The 20,095-nt window shown below is 45.6% G+C and carries 19 protein-coding genes; 15 read left to right on the forward strand and 4 right to left on the reverse strand.

What is annotated here, in order from left to right:
- Window positions 1–31 precede the first annotated feature (31 nt).
- From spoT to BK026_RS15455, 11 genes are all read left to right on the forward strand, one after another.
- On the forward strand, window positions 32–2,143 hold the full coding sequence (spoT, locus tag BK026_RS15405) for a bifunctional GTP diphosphokinase/guanosine-3',5'-bis pyrophosphate 3'-pyrophosphohydrolase (RefSeq protein WP_071816640.1): 2,112 nt from the start codon (window positions 32–34) through the stop codon (window positions 2,141–2,143).
- Between the two features lie 21 nt (window positions 2,144–2,164).
- Entirely contained in the window at window positions 2,165–2,551 is a 387-nt protein-coding gene (locus BK026_RS15410) for a RidA family protein (protein WP_071816641.1), read from the forward strand.
- Window positions 2,552–2,554: 3 nt separating this feature from the next.
- Window positions 2,555–3,262 carry a tRNA (guanosine(18)-2'-O)-methyltransferase TrmH gene (gene trmH, locus BK026_RS15415; RefSeq protein WP_071816642.1) on the forward strand — a complete coding sequence of 236 codons (708 nt, stop codon included), beginning with the start codon at window positions 2,555–2,557 and terminating at the stop codon, window positions 3,260–3,262.
- Between the two features lie 154 nt (window positions 3,263–3,416).
- Window positions 3,417–5,489, forward strand: a complete 2,073-nt coding sequence (gene recG, locus BK026_RS15420) for an ATP-dependent DNA helicase RecG (RefSeq protein WP_071816643.1) — start codon at window positions 3,417–3,419, stop codon at window positions 5,487–5,489.
- The gene (locus tag BK026_RS15425; RefSeq protein WP_071816644.1) at window positions 5,482–6,267 is read left to right on the forward strand and encodes a class I SAM-dependent methyltransferase; all 786 of its coding nucleotides are present in this window, start codon (window positions 5,482–5,484) and stop codon (window positions 6,265–6,267) included. The genes recG and BK026_RS15425 overlap by 8 nt, the downstream gene beginning before the upstream one ends.
- A gap of 1 nt (window position 6,268) precedes the next feature.
- A complete protein-coding gene (locus BK026_RS15430; protein ID WP_071816645.1) occupies window positions 6,269–6,742 on the forward strand; it encodes a peroxiredoxin in 474 nt (157 codons plus the stop codon).
- A 302-nt stretch (window positions 6,743–7,044) separates the two neighbouring features.
- The gene (locus BK026_RS15435) at window positions 7,045–7,854 is read left to right on the forward strand and encodes a hypothetical protein (protein ID WP_071816646.1); all 810 of its coding nucleotides are present in this window, start codon (window positions 7,045–7,047) and stop codon (window positions 7,852–7,854) included.
- Window positions 7,855–7,863: 9 nt separating this feature from the next.
- A complete protein-coding gene (locus BK026_RS15440) occupies window positions 7,864–8,898 on the forward strand; it encodes an extracellular solute-binding protein (RefSeq protein WP_071816647.1) in 1,035 nt (344 codons plus the stop codon).
- Window positions 8,895–10,418 (forward strand): iron ABC transporter permease, encoded by a 1,524-nt coding sequence (locus BK026_RS15445; protein WP_083575101.1) that lies wholly within the window; start codon window positions 8,895–8,897, stop codon window positions 10,416–10,418. The genes BK026_RS15440 and BK026_RS15445 overlap by 4 nt, the downstream gene beginning before the upstream one ends.
- Window positions 10,418–11,449 (forward strand): ABC transporter ATP-binding protein, encoded by a 1,032-nt coding sequence (locus BK026_RS15450; RefSeq protein ID WP_071816648.1) that lies wholly within the window; start codon window positions 10,418–10,420, stop codon window positions 11,447–11,449. Before BK026_RS15445 ends, BK026_RS15450 begins: the two co-directional genes overlap by 1 nt.
- A gap of 2 nt (window positions 11,450–11,451) precedes the next feature.
- Window positions 11,452–12,633: an NAD(P)/FAD-dependent oxidoreductase gene (locus BK026_RS15455; RefSeq protein WP_071816649.1), complete on the forward strand. Its 1,182-nt coding sequence runs from the start codon at window positions 11,452–11,454 to the stop codon at window positions 12,631–12,633.
- A gap of 85 nt (window positions 12,634–12,718) precedes the next feature.
- Here BK026_RS15455 and BK026_RS15460 read toward each other — a convergent pair whose 3' ends face one another.
- Together BK026_RS15460 and BK026_RS15465 are read right to left on the reverse strand one after the other, a co-directional pair.
- Window positions 12,719–13,489 (reverse strand): hypothetical protein, encoded by a 771-nt coding sequence (locus BK026_RS15460; protein WP_071816650.1) that lies wholly within the window; start codon window positions 13,487–13,489, stop codon window positions 12,719–12,721.
- 108 nt (window positions 13,490–13,597) lie between these two features.
- A complete protein-coding gene (locus tag BK026_RS15465) occupies window positions 13,598–14,080 on the reverse strand; it encodes a hypothetical protein (protein WP_256253849.1) in 483 nt (160 codons plus the stop codon).
- 492 nt (window positions 14,081–14,572) lie between these two features.
- Between BK026_RS15465 and BK026_RS15470 the strand changes: the two genes are divergently transcribed.
- Window positions 14,573–16,117, forward strand: a complete 1,545-nt coding sequence (locus BK026_RS15470; RefSeq protein ID WP_071816651.1) for a diguanylate cyclase — start codon at window positions 14,573–14,575, stop codon at window positions 16,115–16,117.
- On the opposite strand, the gene BK026_RS15475 is transcribed toward BK026_RS15470, so the two are convergent.
- Complete coding sequence (locus tag BK026_RS15475) at window positions 16,109–16,993, reverse strand: ArgP/LysG family DNA-binding transcriptional regulator (RefSeq protein ID WP_071816652.1); 885 nt, start codon at window positions 16,991–16,993, stop codon at window positions 16,109–16,111. The genes BK026_RS15470 and BK026_RS15475 overlap by 9 nt on opposite strands.
- Window positions 16,994–17,213: 220 nt before the next feature.
- Here BK026_RS15475 and BK026_RS15480 point away from each other — a divergent pair, with 220 nt between their 5' ends.
- Together BK026_RS15480 and BK026_RS15485 are read left to right on the forward strand one after the other, a co-directional pair.
- Complete coding sequence (locus BK026_RS15480) at window positions 17,214–17,816, forward strand: LysE/ArgO family amino acid transporter (protein WP_071816653.1); 603 nt, start codon at window positions 17,214–17,216, stop codon at window positions 17,814–17,816.
- Window positions 17,817–17,923: 107 nt separating this feature from the next.
- Window positions 17,924–18,241: a multidrug efflux SMR transporter gene (locus tag BK026_RS15485; RefSeq protein WP_071816654.1), complete on the forward strand. Its 318-nt coding sequence runs from the start codon at window positions 17,924–17,926 to the stop codon at window positions 18,239–18,241.
- Between the two features lie 131 nt (window positions 18,242–18,372).
- Here the strand turns inward: BK026_RS15485 and BK026_RS15490 are convergent, their stop codons facing one another.
- Window positions 18,373–19,089: a DUF1499 domain-containing protein gene (locus BK026_RS15490; RefSeq protein ID WP_071816655.1), complete on the reverse strand. Its 717-nt coding sequence runs from the start codon at window positions 19,087–19,089 to the stop codon at window positions 18,373–18,375.
- A 164-nt stretch (window positions 19,090–19,253) separates the two neighbouring features.
- Between BK026_RS15490 and BK026_RS15495 the strand changes: the two genes are divergently transcribed.
- Window positions 19,254–19,925: a DNA-J related domain-containing protein gene (locus BK026_RS15495; protein WP_256253851.1), complete on the forward strand. Its 672-nt coding sequence runs from the start codon at window positions 19,254–19,256 to the stop codon at window positions 19,923–19,925.
- The last annotated feature ends 170 nt before the right edge of the window (window positions 19,926–20,095 follow it).

Below are 20,095 nucleotides of genomic sequence, written 5' to 3' on the forward strand. Positions count from 1 at the left end.
TGTCTCGAGTTATTAAGGTTAACGCTTCACTGTGTATTTGTTTGAAGGTTTAAAGCAGAAAGTAGTAGAGTACTTACCAGCCGATCGCGTTCAGCTGGTGCAGGATTCTTTTGTGCTGGCGCAGGAAGCACATGATGGGCAAATGCGCTCAAGTGGCGATCCTTACATTACACACCCGGTTGCCGTAGCCGGTATTCTCGCCGATATGCACCTTGATCATGAAACGATCATGGCTGCATTACTTCACGACGTCATTGAAGATACGCATTACAGCAAAGAAGATCTTGCCGAAGCTTTTGGCGATACCGTTGCTGAACTTGTTGAAGGTGTTAGCAAACTCGATAAACTGGCATTTAGCACAAAGCAAGAAGCGCAAGCGGAAAACTTCCGAAAAATGATGATGGCCATGGTGCAGGACATCAGGGTTATTCTGATTAAGCTTGCTGACCGCACCCACAACATGCGTACGCTTGGTTCCTTGCGCCCCGATAAACGCCGTCGTATCGCCCTCGAAACCCTCGAAATATATTCTCCTATTGCACATCGTTTAGGTATCCACGATATAAAAAACGAATTAGAAGACTTAGGTTTTCAGGCAATGTATCCCATGCGTCATCGCGCGCTGAAGTCTGCGGTTCGTCAGGCGCGAGGCAACCGAAAAGAAATCATTGAGAACATTCGAGAAGAGCTAGAAACCCGATTGGGTGCCTATGAAATTGAATCGAGTGTGCTGGGCCGCGAAAAACACCTGTATTCCATATACCGAAAAATGAAGAACAAAGAACTGATGTTCAACGAGGTGATGGATATTTATGCGTTTAGAATTGTGGTGCAGTCAGTTGATAACTGCTATCGCGCACTTGGTGCAATGCATGGCCTGTATAAACCTATCGAAAATCGCTTTAAAGACTACATTGCCATCCCAAGAACAAATGGCTATCAATCTCTTCATACTTCGTTGATAGGGCCACACGGTATTCCCGTTGAAATTCAAATTCGTACCCAAGAGATGGACCAAATGGCCGACAAAGGGGTGGCGGCGCATTGGTTGTACAAAGAACCCGGTGATAACGGCACCACTGCGCAACTTCGTGCCCGCAAATGGATGCAGAGCCTGCTTGAGCTTCAGCAGTCGGCCAGTTCGTCCTTTGAGTTCATTGAATCGGTGAAAACCGATTTGTTTCCAGAAGAAATTTATGTATTTACGCCAGATGGCCGCATTATTGAGTTGCCTATGGGAGCGACCGCGGTTGATTTTGCCTACGCGGTACATTCTGACGTCGGAAATACTTGTGTAGGTGTTCGCGTAGAGCGCAGAAACTACAGCCTGAGCAAGCCACTTGAAAATGGCCAAACCGTTGAGATTATTACCTCGCCGAAAGCTAAGCCGAATGCAAACTGGCTAAACTTTGTGGTAAGCGCGCGAGCACGCACGCGTATTCGCCAGTATTTGCGCAAACAGCACTCTCAAGAAGCTGTGAACATGGGTAACCGTCTTTTGCGTCACGCGCTTGGTGCGGTAAAACTTGACGACATATCGCAAGACGATATTGACCGCGTTGTTGCCGAGACTAAGCATAATAGTTTTGACGACCTACTTGTAGATATTGGCTTAGGCAACGAACTAAGTGCCATTGTCGCGCGTCGCCTGCTTGGAGAAAGCACGACTGATTTATCGGACAAAAAAGGCAACGTTGCTATTCGTGGTACCGAAGGATTATTGGTGCACTATTCTCGTTGCTGTCACCCTATACCCGGTGATGAGATAGTGGCAGTATTAAGCCCTGGGCGCGGGATGACGATTCACCAGACCGGCTGTAATAATATTCGCAAGCTTTCTCGTGAAGAACCACAGCGTGTACTGCCTATGCAGTGGGATGATGAACCGCAAGGAGAGTTCAAGGCTTCTCTTCGTATTGAGCTTGTGAACCATCAGGGAACGCTGGCAACATTAACAAACACAATTTCAGGATGTGATTCGAACGTCATCGGTCTGCAAACCGAAGAAAAAGAGAGTAACATCTACTTTATTGACCTAGAACTTACCACGCATAACCGCGTGCATCTGGCCAGAGTAATGAAGAAAATTCGTACCATGCCGGAAGTTCAAAAAGTGTCTCGTCATAGTCAATCTCGACACTAATTTACATTTTTAGGAATTCTTATGTCTAAGTCTATTATTCAGACCGATAAGGCACCTGCAGCTATTGGAACTTACAGCCAAGCAGCGAAAGCGGGTACCACGGTATACCTATCGGGCCAAATCCCTCTTGTACCTGAAACGATGGAAATGGTTTCAGAAGATTTCGAAGCGCAAGCAGTACAGGTTTTTGAGAACATAAAAGCGGTTTGTGCAGCAGCCGGTGGCACAACCAACGATTTAGTGAAAGTGAACATTTTTCTCATCGACCTTGGCCATTTCGCGAAAGTGAATGAAATTATGAGTCGTTACTTCACGCAGCCTTATCCAGCGCGTGCAGCAGTTCAGGTGTCAGCGTTGCCTAAAGGCGCACAAATTGAAATCGACGGCATAATGGAACTGCCGGAGTAAGTCATGCAACCTGAGCGATATCAGCGCATTCGAGACGTGCTGGAAAAAAGGCAGACCGACTTAACGGTATGCTTAGAAAATGTGCACAAACCACATAATGTGTCGGCGATCGTGCGAACATGCGATGCAGTTGGCATTCATCGCGTGCACACCGTGTGGGAGAAAAAATACCAGTTTCGCCGAGGCACGGCTGTGGGAAGTCAGCAATGGGTACGACAGACAAACCATGACACTATTGGCGAAGCAATGGCTGCGTTGAAAGGTCAGGGCATGCAGGTGCTGGTAACGCACTTGTCTGACACGGCGGTCGACTTTCGGGACATCGATTACACCAAGCCTACCGCCGTATTGTTTGGGCAGGAAAAATATGGTGCAACAGATGAAGCCAAGGCGATGGCTGATCACGATATAGTAATTCCTATGATGGGAATGGTGCAGTCGCTGAATGTGTCTGTAGCTGCTGCGCTTGTGCTGTATGAGGCACAACGCCAGCGTACCATTGCGGGCATGTATAATACCCAACAGTTGCCAGAACAAGAGTGTCAGGCGCTGGCGTTTCAAAATGGCTACCCACGTTTATTTAAGCTTTGTCAGCGCAAGGGACTGGCGCTTCCACCTATTAATTCACATGGCGAAATAGCGGCAGACGATGATTGGTGGCAAGCCATGCAAATTACGCAAGCCGAGGCAAACGCCTTAGAGAGCAACTAGCTTACGCCAAATGCGAGATTTTGCTTTGGGCTAGACTAAAAAACTGGCCTAAAGCGTACTCGCCAACCACGTCACAATCCTTTACACTTCTTTTCTACATGTTAGGGCTAACAACGCTCGATTTATCATATGTTTAAAAGAAGGATGTAGCTTAATGCAAGCACTCGCCACTACACCGATCACTGCGCTTAAAGGCGTAGGCGCAAAGGTGGCAGAAAAGCTTAATAAAATAGGCTTATTTACCCTTCAAGATATTCTTTTTCATCTTCCCCATCGTTACGAAGATAGAACCCGTATTTATAGCGTAGCCGAATGCCGCCCGTTTACACATGTAAGCGTACAAGGTGAAGTAATGAGCGCTGACATTCAATACGGCAAAAAGCGCATGTTAGTGGTGAAACTTAGCGATGGTACAGGAACCATCACCCTTCGCTTTTTTCATTTTGGCGCTGTGCAGCGTTCGATAATGACGCCGGGGAATACGGTACGCTGCTTTGGCGAGGTGCGCACCGGCAAATGGGGGATCGAGATGATGCACCCCGAATTTAAACTTGTTGATGAAGATGCACCGATAACCGAAGAATCGCTAACACCGGTCTACCCTACCACTGATGGCGTAAAGCAGTTAACGCTTAGAAATTTGACCGAACAAGCTTTGCAACTGCTCGATAAAGGCGCGCTGGCTGATCTGCTGCCAGACGGTATTTATGATGATCAGATTAGCCTTAATGAAGCGCTGCATATGGTGCACAGACCGCCGCCAGATGTAGATGTGCATGAAATGGAAGAAGGACTTCACCCGGCACAATACCGTTTAATTCTTGAAGAACTGCTGTCGCACCATTTAAGTGTATTAAAAGTGCGTAAACTGTCAGATGCACAGCCCGGTATACCCATAGGTGTGAACAAAGCGCTCATCGATAAAATGCTGGCACAGCTGCCTTTCTCTCCCACGGGAGCACAAGCCCGTGTTGTGCAAGATATCCAAAAAGATATGCAGCACGCGCGCCCTATGATGCGTTTGGTACAAGGGGATGTGGGGTCAGGTAAAACCCTTGTTGCAGCGCTTGCGGCACTGTCAGCCATAGGAGCAGGTTATCAAGTAGCGCTAATGGCACCCACAGAGCTTTTGGCCGAACAGCATGCGAATAACTTTCGAGGCTGGTTAGAACCTTTGGGTATTGAAGTAGGCTGGCTTGCTGGAAAGCTTAAAGGCAAAGCCCGTAATGAAGTTTTAGCGCGCTTAGAAGCTGGTGATATTCAAATGTTGGTAGGTACCCACGCTATCTTTCAAGAAAGTGTGACTTATCAACAGTTAGCTTTAGTTATTGTTGATGAGCAACACCGATTTGGTGTACACCAGCGCCTTGCGTTGAGAGATAAAGGCGAACAGCAAGGGCGCTATCCTCATCAGCTTATTATGACCGCTACACCTATTCCGCGCACACTGGCGATGACGGCATACGCAGATTTAGATACCTCTGTCATTGATGAGCTTCCGCCTGGTCGAACGCCTGTTCAAACTGTTGTGTTGCCCGATACTCGTCGTGCCGATGTAATCGCGCGCGTGCGTCAAGCCTGCAAAGAAAATGGCCGCCAAGCTTACTGGGTGTGTACGCTTATCGATGAGTCGGAAGTGCTTGAATGCCAAGCCGCGGAAGATGCTGCGGTAACATTGCGTACTGCGTTACCTGACTTGCAAGTGGGCCTGGTGCACGGACGATTAAAACCAGCAGAAAAAGCGCAAGTAATGGCAGATTTTAAAGACGGACACCTTGATTTGTTAGTCGCTACTACTGTTATAGAAGTAGGCGTTGACGTACCTAATGCCAGTATAATGATTATAGAAAACCCAGAGCGTTTGGGACTCGCGCAACTGCATCAACTTCGCGGTCGGGTAGGGCGAGGTGCTGTTGAAAGTCAGTGTGTGCTGATGTACCAAAGCCCGCTATCTAAAACCGCAACACAGCGTCTTGGCGTATTACGCGAGTCGAATGACGGCTTTTACATTGCGCAGCGTGACTTGGAAATTCGCGGTCCAGGAGAATTTATGGGCACTAAACAGACCGGCATGGCCGAGCTTAAAATAGCCGATTTAGTAAGAGACGCAGCACTCATACCTAAAGTGCAGGAAATCGCGTATACCCTGTGGGAAAATTACCCTTCCCATGCGCAGGCAATTATTAATCGCTGGATAGGCCATAAGGAGCAATATGGTCATGCTTAGTTGTTTACCCGTCGTTGTGAAAAATCCTAGTGATACCGCAGATAGTGCGCTGGCCAGCAGTATTAGCGATAAGTGGGCATTTCCAATCATTGATGAAGATAACATTCCCGGTGAGGGCTTTTATCTGCAAATTGAACATAATGTTCTTGGCCTTGCTGATGCTGGTGACAAAAAAGTGTTGCCGATAGAGGTTGATTTTGCATCACCGGCGAGTCTGTACCGGAAGCAACATGGTGGCGGGCGCAAAGAGCCGATTGTTAAAGCCATTGGTATTAAAGGCAACACACAATGGCACGTAGTAGACGCTACGCCAGGGCTAGGGAGAGATGCATTTGTATTGGTAAGCGTTGGATGCAAGGTAACCTTAATTGAACGTTCGCCTATTGTGGCGGCACTTTTGGAGGATGGCATTCGCAGATTAGCGCATACATACCCTGAACTTGCAGCAAGAATGACACTTCAACATGGAAATAGTGCCGAGGTAATGCAATACTTTGACGGTGGAAGCGTGGATGCTATTTATTTAGATCCTATGTTCCCACACAAAAAGAAGTCAGCCTTGGTGAAAAAGGAAATGCGGCTGTTTCAGCAACTGCTTGGGCACGACCCAGACGCAGATGCGCTGTTACCGCCAGCACTGAAGCTAGCCACGCACCGGGTAGTGGTGAAACGCCCTAATAGTGCAGACGTGCTGGCCGGAGTAAAGGCATCAATGGCTATAGAAAGTAAAAAACATAGATTTGATGTGTATTTGTGTCAACAAAACCTAGGAGAGTAGCATGATACAAGTTGGTGGCACCTTACCTGAGGTAGATTTTAGCCTGTTAGTAGACGGTGAAATGACTAACCCGGGAACCAATGAACTTTTTTCGGATAAACGCGTTGTGTTGTTTGCAGTACCAGGTGCGTTCACGCCAACCTGTTCTCAAGCTCATTTACCAGGCTATGTAGCGCTGGCAGACAAAATTAAGGCAAAAGGTATTGATAGCATTATATGCCTTAGCGTTAATGACGCATTTGTAATGGACGCGTGGGGCAAAGCTAATAATGCTGAAAACATTATTATGCTAGCAGATGGTAACGGTTTCTTTACTAAGCAAATTGGCTTAGATATGGGTACCGGCAATTTCGGTGGCATGCGTTCGTTGCGTTACTCAATGTTGATTGAAGATGGCGAAGTAAAAAAACTGAATCTTGAAGATCCGGGTCGCTTTGACGTGAGTGATGCACAAACCATGTTAGACAGCTTGTAAATCAGCGGCGTAGTTGTCTTTAAAAGCTCGCATTTTTGCGAGTTTTTTTGTGCCTAAAAAAAGCCCATATACTTTGCGTTTGATTTCATTAAAATGACATAAAACTATGATCTGGAACCTCATTAAAACCGTTAAATATCAGACTTTTTGAGATTATAACAACGCTAATTCGACGGGAAAAACAGGTGCCATAAGAAAGCTATTCAAAAAGGCGTATGGCAGGCAGACTCGGTTAGTTACCTTTACTTGCTTAATGATAATAAGTATCATTTTCGCGAAAAGATAAGCTTTTAGGACTAAATATGACAGCAACACTAAAAAAACTAAGCGCAATGATGTTAGCTTCAAGCGTTACCTTTGCATTATTTTCGGGTAATGTTTTTGCAAACGGTGCTATTGGCGATCATGTAAACAATCTTCACGCACATATTGGCGAATATACTGAAGAAGTTGAATGGTTAGAACATAAGTTTGGTGGTGTTGTTGATGCCTACAAAGCGAAAGACGAGTCGCTAGACACCGATGCGTTAATCGAGTTCTGGGAAGAAGTTGAATTTCATTCAGCAATAGAAACGCAGTTTGTGCCGATTTACGCATCAATCTGGCAAGGTATTTACGGCGTTAAAATGGCTATTGACGAAGGAAAGCCGTTAAAACACGTACGCGAAGAACAAGAGAAGCTGAATCATGCCTTGTGGCAAGCGTTAGGCGCAGTTAAACTTGCCGCCCAATATCAAAAGAAAGGCTTAGTGGATAAGGTACAAACCACAGAGAAAGAACCTACTACAGGGCCTGAAGTTATTGATGACATTAAAACGCGACTTGACCGCGTTGTTGCAAAATATGCAGAACAATTGCATGAGGTGGCAACAACACTGGTTCATGATACTTACCTTCAACGTTTTGAAGGCGTGGAAGGCGACTTAATTGCAAAAGATGCGGATCTTGTTGAAGCACTAGAAAAAGACTTTAACGTAACGCTTCCACAAGCCATCGCCAAAGACAAAGGGGTAGATGCGGTTCGCAATGTTGTTGAGTCGATGCATACTAAACTCGACCGCGCACGTACTTTGTTAGTTGAGGCACAAAAGAGTCGTCAAGACGTTTTTTAAAGGAAGCTTATGCAGCGTAGAACATTTTTACAAGGTTTAGCCGCCGCCGGCGCTTTAGGCAGTCTGCCGTTTGGCTTCGCCAGCGCAATGACTCAGAGCACCAGTGTGTCGGTTGAAACGTTGCCTAAATTACAAGGTGATCTCACCTTATACTTGGGGCGTGGTGAAGGCGGCCTGTACGAAAATGTTTTAAAAGCCATTGAAAAGCGCAACCCCAAACTGAATTTGAAGGTTCGACGCGGCGGCTCGGCAGCACTGGCAAATACCATTGTTGCCGAAACAAAAGCGGGGGTTAAACGCGCTGATTTGTTTTGGGCCGTAGATACGGGCTCTATTGGTGTGGTTACTGATGCAGGCGCTGCTAAAGCATTGCCTGATGATTTGCGCTCGCAGCTTCGCGAAGATTTTCAGTACCCTAGCTGGTCTCCGGTAACAGGTCGCGTTCGTACACTGCCTTACAACACCGAGCGCGTTAAGCCCGAACAAATTCCAGAAAGCGTAATGGCGTTAGCCGACAGCGATTTGAAAATTGGCTGGGCGCCGGCTTATTCGTCGTTCCAGTCTTTTGTTACCGCTATGCGTGTTTTGGAAGGCGACAAAGCGACCAAAGCGTGGCTTAAAGGCATTAATAAGCACGCAAAAAAGTATGCTGGCGAACTCGGTGTAGTGATGGGCGTTGAACGTGGCGAAGTAGATATTGGCTTTGCTAATCACTACTACACGCTTCGCCTTAAATCGGGTAAACCTAACGCCAATGTGGCCCTTGCTTACAGCAAAGGCGATGCGGGCTGTCTAGTAAATGCGTCGGGCATTGTAGCTTTGAGCGACGGTGACTTACCGGTTAATTTTATTCGATACCTTCTTTCGCATGAAGTGCAGTCTTATCTTGCACGCGAAGCATACGAAATTCCGTTGGTTCAAGGGGTTGAGCCACCGCAAGGCTTAGCGGATTTAAGTACGCTTTCGCCACCTGAAATGGACCTTCGTAAACTGGCTGATTTACGCCCAACACTTAACCTGATGAGGGAAGTTGGCGTACTGTGACAAACTGGCCAAAGTCGTATCCACTGGCACTACTTATTGCGCTGATGGCTTTATTGCCCGTCGGCGTTTTGTTTTCTTTAGCTCAAGATAGTGCGCAGCTTTTCGATACCCATAACCTTCGCGTTTTAGGTAACACAATTTCGCTTGTTGTACTAACTATCATTGGCTCGGTGCTTATTGGTGTACCGCTTGCCTTTTTAACCGCCTATGTGCAAATGCCGTTTAAGCGGTTCTGGCTTATTTTGCTTGCTGCGCCATTGGCATTACCCAGCTACATTGGTGCGTTCGCCATGTATTTTTCATTTGGTACTGGCGGAGAAATAGAGAACGTTTTAGGTATTAGCACGCCGCCAATTAGCGGTTTGTGGGGCTCGGCTCTGGTGATGAGCCTGTACACTTACCCCTTTGTCATGATGACAACCCGTTCAAGCCTGTTGAGTTTAGATGCAAGCTTGGTTAACGCGGCGCGTACGTTAGGTCTGTCGTTAGGTGCTAGCTTATGGCGTGTGGTACTACCGCGCGTTGTAAATAGCGTTGCTGCGGGGGCACTCCTTGCTGCACTTTACGCGTTATCTGATTTTGGTACGCCTGCAATAATGGGCTTCGACACCTTTACCCGCGTTATCTTTGTTGAATATAACGCCTTTGGTTTAAGCCAGGCGGCCATGCTAAGCCTTCAGCTTATGGTGATTGTTGGGCTCATTCTATTTATAGAAAGCCGTATCGGTGGCGCACAAGAGCGCCCAGGAAAGCACTTATCGTTATTTCCCGCACGCTGGCAGCGCAACCTCATGTTACTTGCGACCATGCCCGTGGTCTTCATGGCCATTGTACTTCCCCTTGCTATTTTTACGCTGTGGTTAGTACGGGAAGGAACTGGCGGCTTTGAATTAAGCTATGCATGGAATTCAGCCCATGCGTCATTTATTGCCGCGATTGTGGCCGTGCTACTTGCCATTCCCGTTGCTCACGCGGCTATTGCGGGTAAAGCTGGGCGATTTATGGAGCGCATTACCTATTTCGGCTTTGGTGTACCAGGTATTGTTATGGGAACGGCACTGGTTTACGTGGGGCTTAAGTACTTGCCTGCGCTGTATCAAACCTTAAGTTTATTGGTTATGGCCTATGTACTGCGTTTTATTCCTCTTGCGGTAGGCAGCGTCAGAAGTACCGCTGAGAATATAGATTCGGGGCTAGTTAAAGCGGCTCGCGTACTTGGCGCTAGCCCAAGAGAGGCCTTTATACGAGTTACGCTGCCCTTAACCCTTCGTGGTATGATTGCAGGGGCTGCATTAGTATTTTTGGAAGCCATGCGGGAGTTGCCCGCTACATTAATGTTAGGGCCTACAGGTTTTGAAACCTTAGCCACTTACATGTGGCGTGTATATGAGGCGGGTTACTTTGGACGTGCTGCCGTACCTGGGCTTCTGCTAGTTTTATTGTCTGGCGTGGGCTTGGTTCTCATGCTGTCGGGCGAGAGAAAAGCCCAGTTTACTGTTACCGAGGATGATCGTTCGTAATGCTTAGTGTTAGTAATTTGTCAGTGAATTATGGGTCTACCCGCGTTGTCGACAAGTTAAATCTTGAGCTGGGACAAGACGAAATTCTCATGTTGGTGGGGCCAACTGGCTGCGGTAAAACGACTATTTTGCAAGCATTGGCTGGGCTTATTCCTATTTCAGAAGGGTCTATGAGCCTGGGTAATTGGAAAAGTACAGCAAACAAACACGTGCCGCCTGAAAAGCGTAACGTGGGCATGGTGTTCCAAGATTTTGCACTATTTCCACACCTTACCGTTCAACAAAACGTGTGCTTTCGATTAAAAGACACTAAGCTTGCCGATCATTGGCTAAATTTATTAGGGTTAGATAACTTCCGCGATGCAAAACCTGCACGTCTTTCTGGCGGTCAGAAGCAGCGCGTTGCGCTAGCGCGAACTCTTGCGCACGAACCTTCTTTCGTACTGCTAGACGAGCCCCTTTCAAACCTAGATGCTGCGCTAAAAGACAGCTTGCGTTGGGAAATTCGCGATGCCTTAAAAAAAGCAGGTGTGCCTGCTATTTGGGTAACCCACGATCAGGAAGAAGCATTAAGTGTTGGTGATAGAGTGGGCATATTAAATAAAGGTGTGCTAGAGCAATTAGACACCCCTGAAGCCTGTTACTCGTCGCCGGCAAGCCGGTTTGTGGCGCGTTTTATGGGCGAGGCGAGCTTTTTAAGTGCCACCTTTGACGGTAGCGCAGCAAATACAGACAACACTGTGGTTACTGAAATTGGAAACGTACCCGGCACACCGCTTCAAGGTGCTAATGGCAACGTAGACTTGCTCGTACGCCCTGACGATTTAAGCTTAGATGCGACACTTAGCGAAACGAACTGTACGGTAGAGTGGGTACGCTACGAAGGCGAGAGTCGACTGTACGCCGTTCTGCTTGATAGCGGTGATGAACTGAAAGTGCGTGTCAGTCATGAAAACGCTATTAAGCCAAATACTCGTGCGTTTGTTCAGTTAATTACTACGCATCCTTTGGCAGTGTTCCCTAGAGGTTAATTGTGTTTAAACGCGACGTTATAGTAATTGGTGCAGGTGCAGCAGGGCTGTTCTGCGCGGCACAGGCAGGCGCGCGCGGGCGCAGCGTTGAAGTGCTCGATCATGCCAAAAAAGTCGGCCGCAAGATCCTTATGTCAGGGGGCGGGCGCTGCAATTTCACCAATATGTACGCGGGCCCTGAAAATTTTCTTTCACAAAACCCTCACTTTTGTAAGTCGGCACTAAGCCGTTATACCCAATGGGACTTCATTGGCTTGGTCGCCGAGCATGGTATTGCCTATCACGAAAAAACCTTGGGCCAATTGTTTTGTGATGACAGCGCCAAAGATATCGTCGACTTATTACTTAACGAGTGTAAAAAAGCAGGCGTTACCATTACTACTCGCTGTGAAATTACAAGCGTGGAAAAAGTTGAAGGTGGGTACTTACTAACTACCTCGAACGGCGAATATAGCTGTGAGTCTTTAGTTATCGCAACCGGTGGCTTAAGCATGCCAAAGCTGGGGGCGACGCCATTTGGCTATAAAATTGCCGAGCAATTTGGCCTTAACGTGTTACCCACACGCGCAGCGCTTGTTCCCTTTACCTTACACGATAAAGACAAAGACACACTGGCAGAGCTTAGCGGTATAGCCGTGGATGTATACGCTAGTTGTAACGACACCACGTTTAAAGAAGCGATGCTCTTCACTCACCGTGGTTTGAGCGGCCCGGCTATGCTGCAAATTTCAAGTTATTGGGAGGCGGGTGACAGTTTAAGCATTAACACGCTGCCCAATGACGACGCCACGGCGCTTTTGCAAACAGCGCGCACTGAAACTCCCGATGCCTTACTTGCTACAAGTTTAAACAAGGTATTTCCAAAGCGTATGGTGCAAAGCTTTATCGAATATCATAACTGGCGCAATGTTCCGGTAAAACAGCTTTCCCACGGCGAATGCGATGCTATTGCTGACACCCTAGAAAATTGGCAAATAAAGCCAAACGGCACTGAAGGCTATCGCACCGCCGAGGTTACCATAGGCGGTGTAGATACCAATGACCTATCATCAAAAACCATGATGGCGAAAAACGTCGAAGGCCTTTACTTTATAGGCGAAGTGGTCGACGTTACTGGTTGGCTCGGTGGCTTTAACTTCCAATGGGCGTGGAGCAGCGGCTGGGCAGCTGGGCAGGTGGTGTAGTCAGCCTCACTTGAACAATGCTTACAAGCGCTGCAATCCCCATTAACAAGGTAAATCATTTACTATAACAACGTTGATAAGCTGCTTAGTAGCTAAACAGCATGTAGGCCCAATACCCTTTTCCTTGTTCCTTTGAGTCGGCGTAAACCGTTGGTGTTTTCAGTTCGCTTAGCCCAGCAACTGCGCCATTAACCAGTTCCATGTAGATAAACACCGCAGCTGACTGATCGCTACCTTCAAGGGTTAATTCACAGCGCCCTTGGATACACACAACGTTTAAAACACGGGTGTGTGGGTCAAGTGTACTGTTTTGAACATGTGCTATTATCGCTTGTTCTTTTTGAAAACGAGTGGCCAAATCTTCTTCGATTGGACGGTCTGCTATCGGGCTGTTCAAAAAGGTGTTGTCTTTGCTGACTTGCTGAAGCATAAACTGCGCGCTGTCTTCACCTAACTTTTCAATCATGCTGCGCTCTAATTCTGACTTATGTCCAGTAATCCACTGGTCAAGCTCTATTTGCGCAGTGGGAAACGACGTTGTTTCATCATTATTTATGTCAGTGTCAGTTACCTTGGCCGTTGTTGACAATAGAGATTCGTCGTTAGCAGCTTTATCTGAGTCGTTCGAAGAAGTCTTATCGCTATCTGTAGAGGGGGTTAGTGAAGGGTTGCTTGTAACTTGTTGTACTGCGGTATTTTGATTTTTTTCATTAACAGCAGTGCCGTTTTTTACTACAACGTCCGCTTGTTGTTGTGAAGGCTCTGCGTTTGCTTTTTCAGAGGAAAGTACGTTAGCCGTTATAAAGCCAGCTATAAATCCAATTGCTATACCTAAAACGATATGTCCGTATTTCATATGTCTTCCTTGATAATTGTTATGTATTTACCCTATCAGGCTTACTGAATCTTTAAAATAGCGAATAAGGGATCAGGTTTATATGTTGTTCGTTTCGATATTTATATTTTAAAACGACATACCAATTGCTAATCCAGCAACAACCGCACTTTTATGATTGCGGTGATAGTCATAATGAAGTTGAGGTGAAATGGTGAAACCAGACATTTCGAATTCGTATAAAAGCCCAACTCTGCCTACTTCCATTTTATGGTTGCCGTGAAATTCAACGCCCGGGCCAACTTGAACGATGAAGCTGTTGGTAACGTGAAGGTCGGCGACTATTAGATAGGTATAGGCATCCATGTCTTCAAACGCATATTCGGCAACGAAACCTACGCCTAAAAAGTCGTTTACTCTGTATTCATAGTCAACACCTACCGTAAATGCATTGCCACATTCTTTGGTATAGGTAGTGCCAATAAGTGCCGACAGATGATGAGGCGTTTCTTGCCAGTGGTGGTGAGCGTCTTCCTTTGACAATGCGTTAGCAGCAAATGGAAGAATAATGATGAAAGCAACAAGCTTTACGACAATGTTATGGCTATTCATATTTGAACTCGCTCTTGCAACAAAGTGACAACCAAAAGCGATAATGCAGATCACGCTTTCGCACTTTTTAAAGGTAGAGTAAAAGCCAAAAAGCTGCGTATTGAGAACCTATGTACTTTAGTTTAAGCACGACGAATAGCCGCAGTAGTGAAATGAAAAGCAAACCCTTAATGGTAGAAACGTGAACCATGCATGGTTGGTATTAGAGGCCACAGTTTTAAAGGATTGTCGCTTGTGCTGTGGATATTTTTCGTTTTAAAAACTGTTTTATTCGTTTTTTCTTCTAGACTAATTATATGCAAATAAATATACCCATGTATTGGTTTGCATAACAATGCTAGCGCGTATTGTTGAGTTTCCTTTGCTGTAAATCGACTGTTTTTGCATAGAAGCATGCTGCGCATATCTATCGACAATACACCTTAGTGCCCGAGTTAGATGGACTTTTTTGCTACATGGAGTTAGCAGTTGTACCAGTAGGAAGGCAAATCTATGGCATGCAAAGTAATTCGTCGTTTGTTTCGTTTTTTGATGTGGTTTGTAGTTGTTGCAGCGAGCTTTCACTCGTTGGCTAAATGCGACATAGAACCAAGGCAACTCAATACATCTGCGCAACCTTACCTTTTAGAACAAGGGCTGCAACGAATACGTTTGACCTGCGAAAATGTAGCGCCTCAAGTATTCTATTTTAGCCGTAACTATATCTCTTATAATCAGCTTTTCGATAAGAAAATGCAGCGTGTCTCCACATTACCTGGCGCGTACGAATTGTATCTCTTACCGGAGGGAAATAGTGTCTTTTACTTAGATGTTAATTCTCAAATTGCTCAGCCTTTTTTACCTAGTATAAAAAGCTTAAGTGAGTATCAACGCACGGCAATTACTCACACGTTTACCCTGAGTTTATTTATCGGTTTCTGTTTAGCGCTCACCCTTTACGTGGGTATTTTAGGCAACAGCATGCGAAACTACGGATTCTATTCCTATAGCTTTTATGTGCTAAGTGCGGCCATTTTTTTCTTGTTACAAGAAGGGCTACTTTATATAGCGCTTCCTTATTCAACGCTTTTTAGCAACTTCAAGCTGCACCTAATGTTTGCGGGAATAACTGTTTTTGCTGCAGTGCGCTTTTTAGACCAGTTACTTGATTTCAAAGCGTTATTAAAAAAGTGGCAACGACAGATGTTATTAGGGCTAGCCTTTTCCGCTTTATTTGTTGCACTTGTGCAGCTCATATTACCCATTGAGCAAGGCCTAAGATTGAACACGTTATTGAGCATTATCACATTAATTACTATGGCAGGTACCATCTCCGGCTGCGTATACGCATGCATTAAGAAAGTCCACTGTTCTTTGCTCGTTATGCTAGGTATTGCAACTATGGCATTTACTATGTTGTTTCGCTTAGTGTTTGAAGAGCTATCGCCCTTTATGTTTCGTTATGGATTAGTAGTAGGTATTACGATTGAAGCATTTATTTTCGCTATAGCGACATCTAGAAAAGTGAAAAAGCTAGACCAAGACAGGCTAGCAGCGTTCAAGCGTGCTTCCATTGATCCGCTTTGCAAAGTACTTAATCGCAGTGGCTGGGAAAGTTTAGCGAGTAATTTAGTGCGTAATTTTAAATGTGAAGGGGGCTATCTCACCGTATTATTTATCGATGTTGATGATTTTAAGGAAATCAACGATCAGTACGGTCACAGTGCGGGGGACAAAATTTTACAGATCATCGCTAAAGTATTGGTAAATCAGTGCCGAGACGAAGATGCCGTAGGGCGAATAGGGGGAGATGAATTTGTGATAATGAGCCATTGCTACAGTAAAGGTCAATCGGAAAGACTTGTTGAGCGCGTTGCTGCGAGTTTAGCAGCAAGGGATATTCGAACAGAAAACTTTGTTATCCCGGTAACGGCTAGTGTGGGGGCGAATATTACGCAAGAAAGAAGTACAAATTTAGACGCTTTGCTCAATCAAGCTGATGCAGAAATGTATAGTGTTAAAGCACGACGCAAAGCTAGCAGCACTGTTTTAACGTAGCTGAAGTTTCGCTACGCGGCGTACGGCTTTTGTCAGGTCCTCTAGCGCTGCTGATTCAAGCGTTGTCCAATGCCAGAAAAGTGGTACACCCAACGTTTTTTCTGGAAAAAGTGGAACAAGATCACCTTCTTGTACTTCTTGCACAACTTGCAATGTAGGTAACAAAGCCCAAGCGACACCATCTAACGCCATTTTTACAAAGCCATGAGACGACGGATACCAATGACATGTAGTGAACGTAGGCGCAATTTTCAAGCATTCCCTTTGATAGTCAGTAAGCAACGTAACATCGTGTTCATCATAAAGTAAGCCTGGTGTGAACATCACACTTTCTGGCGATACTTCTTTGTGAAGGTATCGCGCAATAAAACGTGGTGACGCGTATAATTGATAGCGCATGGTGCCGAGCCTTACTGACTGGCCGCCGGTAACGGGGGTGCCTGTTTGACTAATACATGCCATAACTCGGCCCTGCTGAAGAATGTCTCTGGTTTGTGTCTGGTCAGCATTAACGATGTGCACGGGGTTGGCCCGTTTATCGCTAAACACGGCCAAAACTTGCGAAAACCAAGTGGCGAGCACATCGTTATTCACGGCTACGCTGATAGGAGCTGCCGAAGCTTCTAAGCCACTTTTAATATTAAGGGCTTCTTCTAGTACGCTAACTTTTTGAATATGCGCCAGCAGTTCTTTTCCAAGTGGGGTTGCTCGAAGAGGCTTCGTTCGCACCATAACGGGCCCGCCCACGCTTTGTTCAAGTCGCTTAATTTTTTGCGAAACCGCAGACTGGGTGAGGTTTAGTGCCTGTGCACCTTTTTCGAAACCGCCATAGCGTAATACTTCATGAAAGCATCTAAGCGCGTCGTAATCTAACATTTTTGAAGCCTGTGAAATGAACGTTAAAATTATTAATTTTGCTTATTTAATACAAGTATCATTAATTTAATTAAGTATGGCAAGGTGTATAAAATAGCGGCAGTTCGAAATTTTGCTTGGATACTCATACCCGGTGTTAAGCGGCAAAGGGCAGTTATAAAAACCAGGCAAAAAGCACGCACGCTATTTATTTAATTATTTATTCTAAGAGGCATTTATCATGTTGGCGGCAGCAACTAGTGGTTTCGTGATGGGCGGTACCCTTATCATCGCAGTAGGGGCGCAAAACAGCTTTCTAATCGAGCAGTCGATGAAACGACAGTGGACCTCTCTATTTGTTTTGCTGTTTATTTTAAGCGATGCCATTTCTATTAGCTTAGGGGCTATGGGATTCGGCTTGTTGTTGCAAGAGTATCCAATGCTAGTCACCGTTACTAAGTGGGCTGGCGTAGCCTTTTTGTTGTGGATAGCGTTTAACAAAATAAAGTCTTCTTTAGCTAACGATGCGCTTGTTCTAGAGATGGCAAAAAAGCAACTGTCTTTCAAAAAGGCTTTGCTTATTGCGCTGGCGGTAACCTGGTTAAATCCTCATTTCTATTTAGATACTTTGTTACTTATGGGGAACTTGGCGAGCCAGTGGCAGGAAAATAAATGGTGGTTCGTTGGTGGTGCGATTGGCGCATCTGTTGTGTGGTTCATAGGTTTAAGTACCCTTACGGCGCGTTTTGCTCATCATATGCAGCGCCCTAAGTTTTGGCGCTGGTTCAACCGTTTAAACGCTGCGGTACTAGGAATGGTGAGCATTCAGTTGGCAAGCCTTTAGTGACAAACGCTGAATTGCAACATGCTAAGATGCATTGAATATCATCTTAAAACCTTGCAGGTATACTTTACCGATAAGCCAAAACAAGTAACGTTAAGGATGTACAAGTGAGCTGGATTTATTTAATTGTTGCGGGCTTACTAGAGATTGGTTGGCCCGTGGGACTTAAACTGTCGCAAGAAGTGGAAACTCGCGTTATGGGAATTCTACTTGCAATAGGATTTATGGCTGCCAGCGGTTTTTGCCTTTGGATGGCACAAAAACAAATACCCATAGGTACAGCGTACGCTGTATGGACAGGAATAGGTGCCGCGGGCACGTTTTTAGTGGGCGTTATGTTTTACGGCGACCCATCGTCGTTAGCTCGTTATTTTGGCGTTGCGCTTATTGTGGCAGGCGTAGTGGTTCTTAAATTAGCTCACTAGCAATAGGGAAAGGCTTTGATTTAGAGGGCGCTAAATTTTATTACGGCTTTACACCTTAACGAAGTCAAAGCATTAAAAAGCCCGTTAGTGAATCACTAGCGGGCTTTCGCTTATATTTTTTCAAGTTGAGCTTACTGGTAACCTAGCTGGCTTCTTAGCTCGGCCATGAAGGTTTCAATGCGTTCAGCATTTTTGCCTAAGTCACTTTTACCTACTCGCGACTTACTGCGAATATCAACAAGCGTATCGTCACTTTTGGCCGTTAGGCGAATGACCACATCGTCCTTAAAACCGAACCATGTTGTTGTATCTGTGGCTTCTAGCGTGTTGGGCAGTGCGCCTTCGCTTACTCGTTCCCAGCCTAGTGCTTCTATGGCTTTCTCAGCGGCCATATAGACCTGATTTATAGGTTGAGGAAGCAGCTGCGTTTTAATTTCAGGATACGCGTCAAGCTGTTGTTTCGTTACGTCCCCGCCTTCATAGACAATAGAATTCGGTGCGGCTTCTCTAAGCGGTGCAATGGCAACAAATTCAGGTGGGTTTGTTACGTCGGTAGTAATATCGTGAATTGGCGGAACGGCGCTAGCTTTGCTCATCATGCTAACGGGCATGCCAACGGCTACTAAAGCAAGAACGGCGCATACAAATGTACTACCCCAACTCACGTTCTTACGATTCACTAATACCTGTAAAATTATCAGTATTAACGCAGCACCACCAACGTATACGCCAAAACGAAGTGACGTAAATGCGGTACCTAAACTGACGCCGGCATATTGATAAAGTGGCCCAGGTAGTACCACCATCAGAAAACCAACAATACTGGTAAGGGCAATGAGTGCTTTCAAAGGAGCTCCAAGGTTATTCTTTTTAATTTGACCAACCTACTTTAACAGTGAAAGCGGTAATTTGGTTTACTTTCGTCAAGAAAAATTCAACTAGGCCCGCGCGTAACATATTTGTACACTCTTAGTACCATCTTTTATTGGCATTAAATTAAAGGTAACAGGTTTTGTATAAACAGCCGAACGCCAGCCATACGTACGTAATGCAAGCTGAACTTCTTGTTGATATTTTATCAACACACAAACGCCAGTTTATCAATGGTATCAGTGAATATGCGCTTATTGAGATATTGAAAAAGCCTCCCTATCAGGTTTTCGATGAAGATGCTTTGCGAGACCCGCTGATGCTTTTTAAAACGCACTTTATTCTGTTTCATGCACTGTATCAGTTGAGGCAGTGTTGGATAGAACAGAACGAAGGCGTGTTAGACATACATGCTCTTAGTATAAAGCTGAACCTGTTTAGTGATAGTTGTTTAACGCAAAGCAATGAAGAGGCAAGTGTGACGGCTTTAGACAATCCTGATCCACTTGCTGAGTATTACCTCGATTGGGGTAATTTTGAAGAAGCTGATCGTGATACAGTCGATACGCTGTTAAACGCCTTCTGGCAAAAAATGTTGAGAGCAGACTCTGGCAGTCATGGGCAAGATGAAATTAAAAAAGCGCATGATGTACTTGGTTTATCTCAAAACGAGCCTGTCACGCTTGTATCGCTAAAGCGTGTTTACAAACGCACGCTGCAATCAGCGCATCCAGACAAAGGCGGAACACAGCAAGAAGCACAGGCGGTCATCCATGCCTACCAAGTCCTTACCCACTTTTATTCGTTTAAGTAGAACGTGCCTGGCTTTATAACTTCGCATTATCCGCACAATGCATACAAAAGCGGTAACTGACCGATAACATCGGTAACTTCAGCTTCATTGGCTTTTCTTGTTAGTGATTAATGCGCACAATATGACCTATAAGAGCGTAGGCGCGTACAAATACATGCTTAACTATGCCA

Origin of the sequence: Alteromonas sp. V450 (assembly GCF_001885075.1) — a bacterium.
Classification (GTDB): domain Bacteria; phylum Pseudomonadota; class Gammaproteobacteria; order Enterobacterales; family Alteromonadaceae; genus Alteromonas.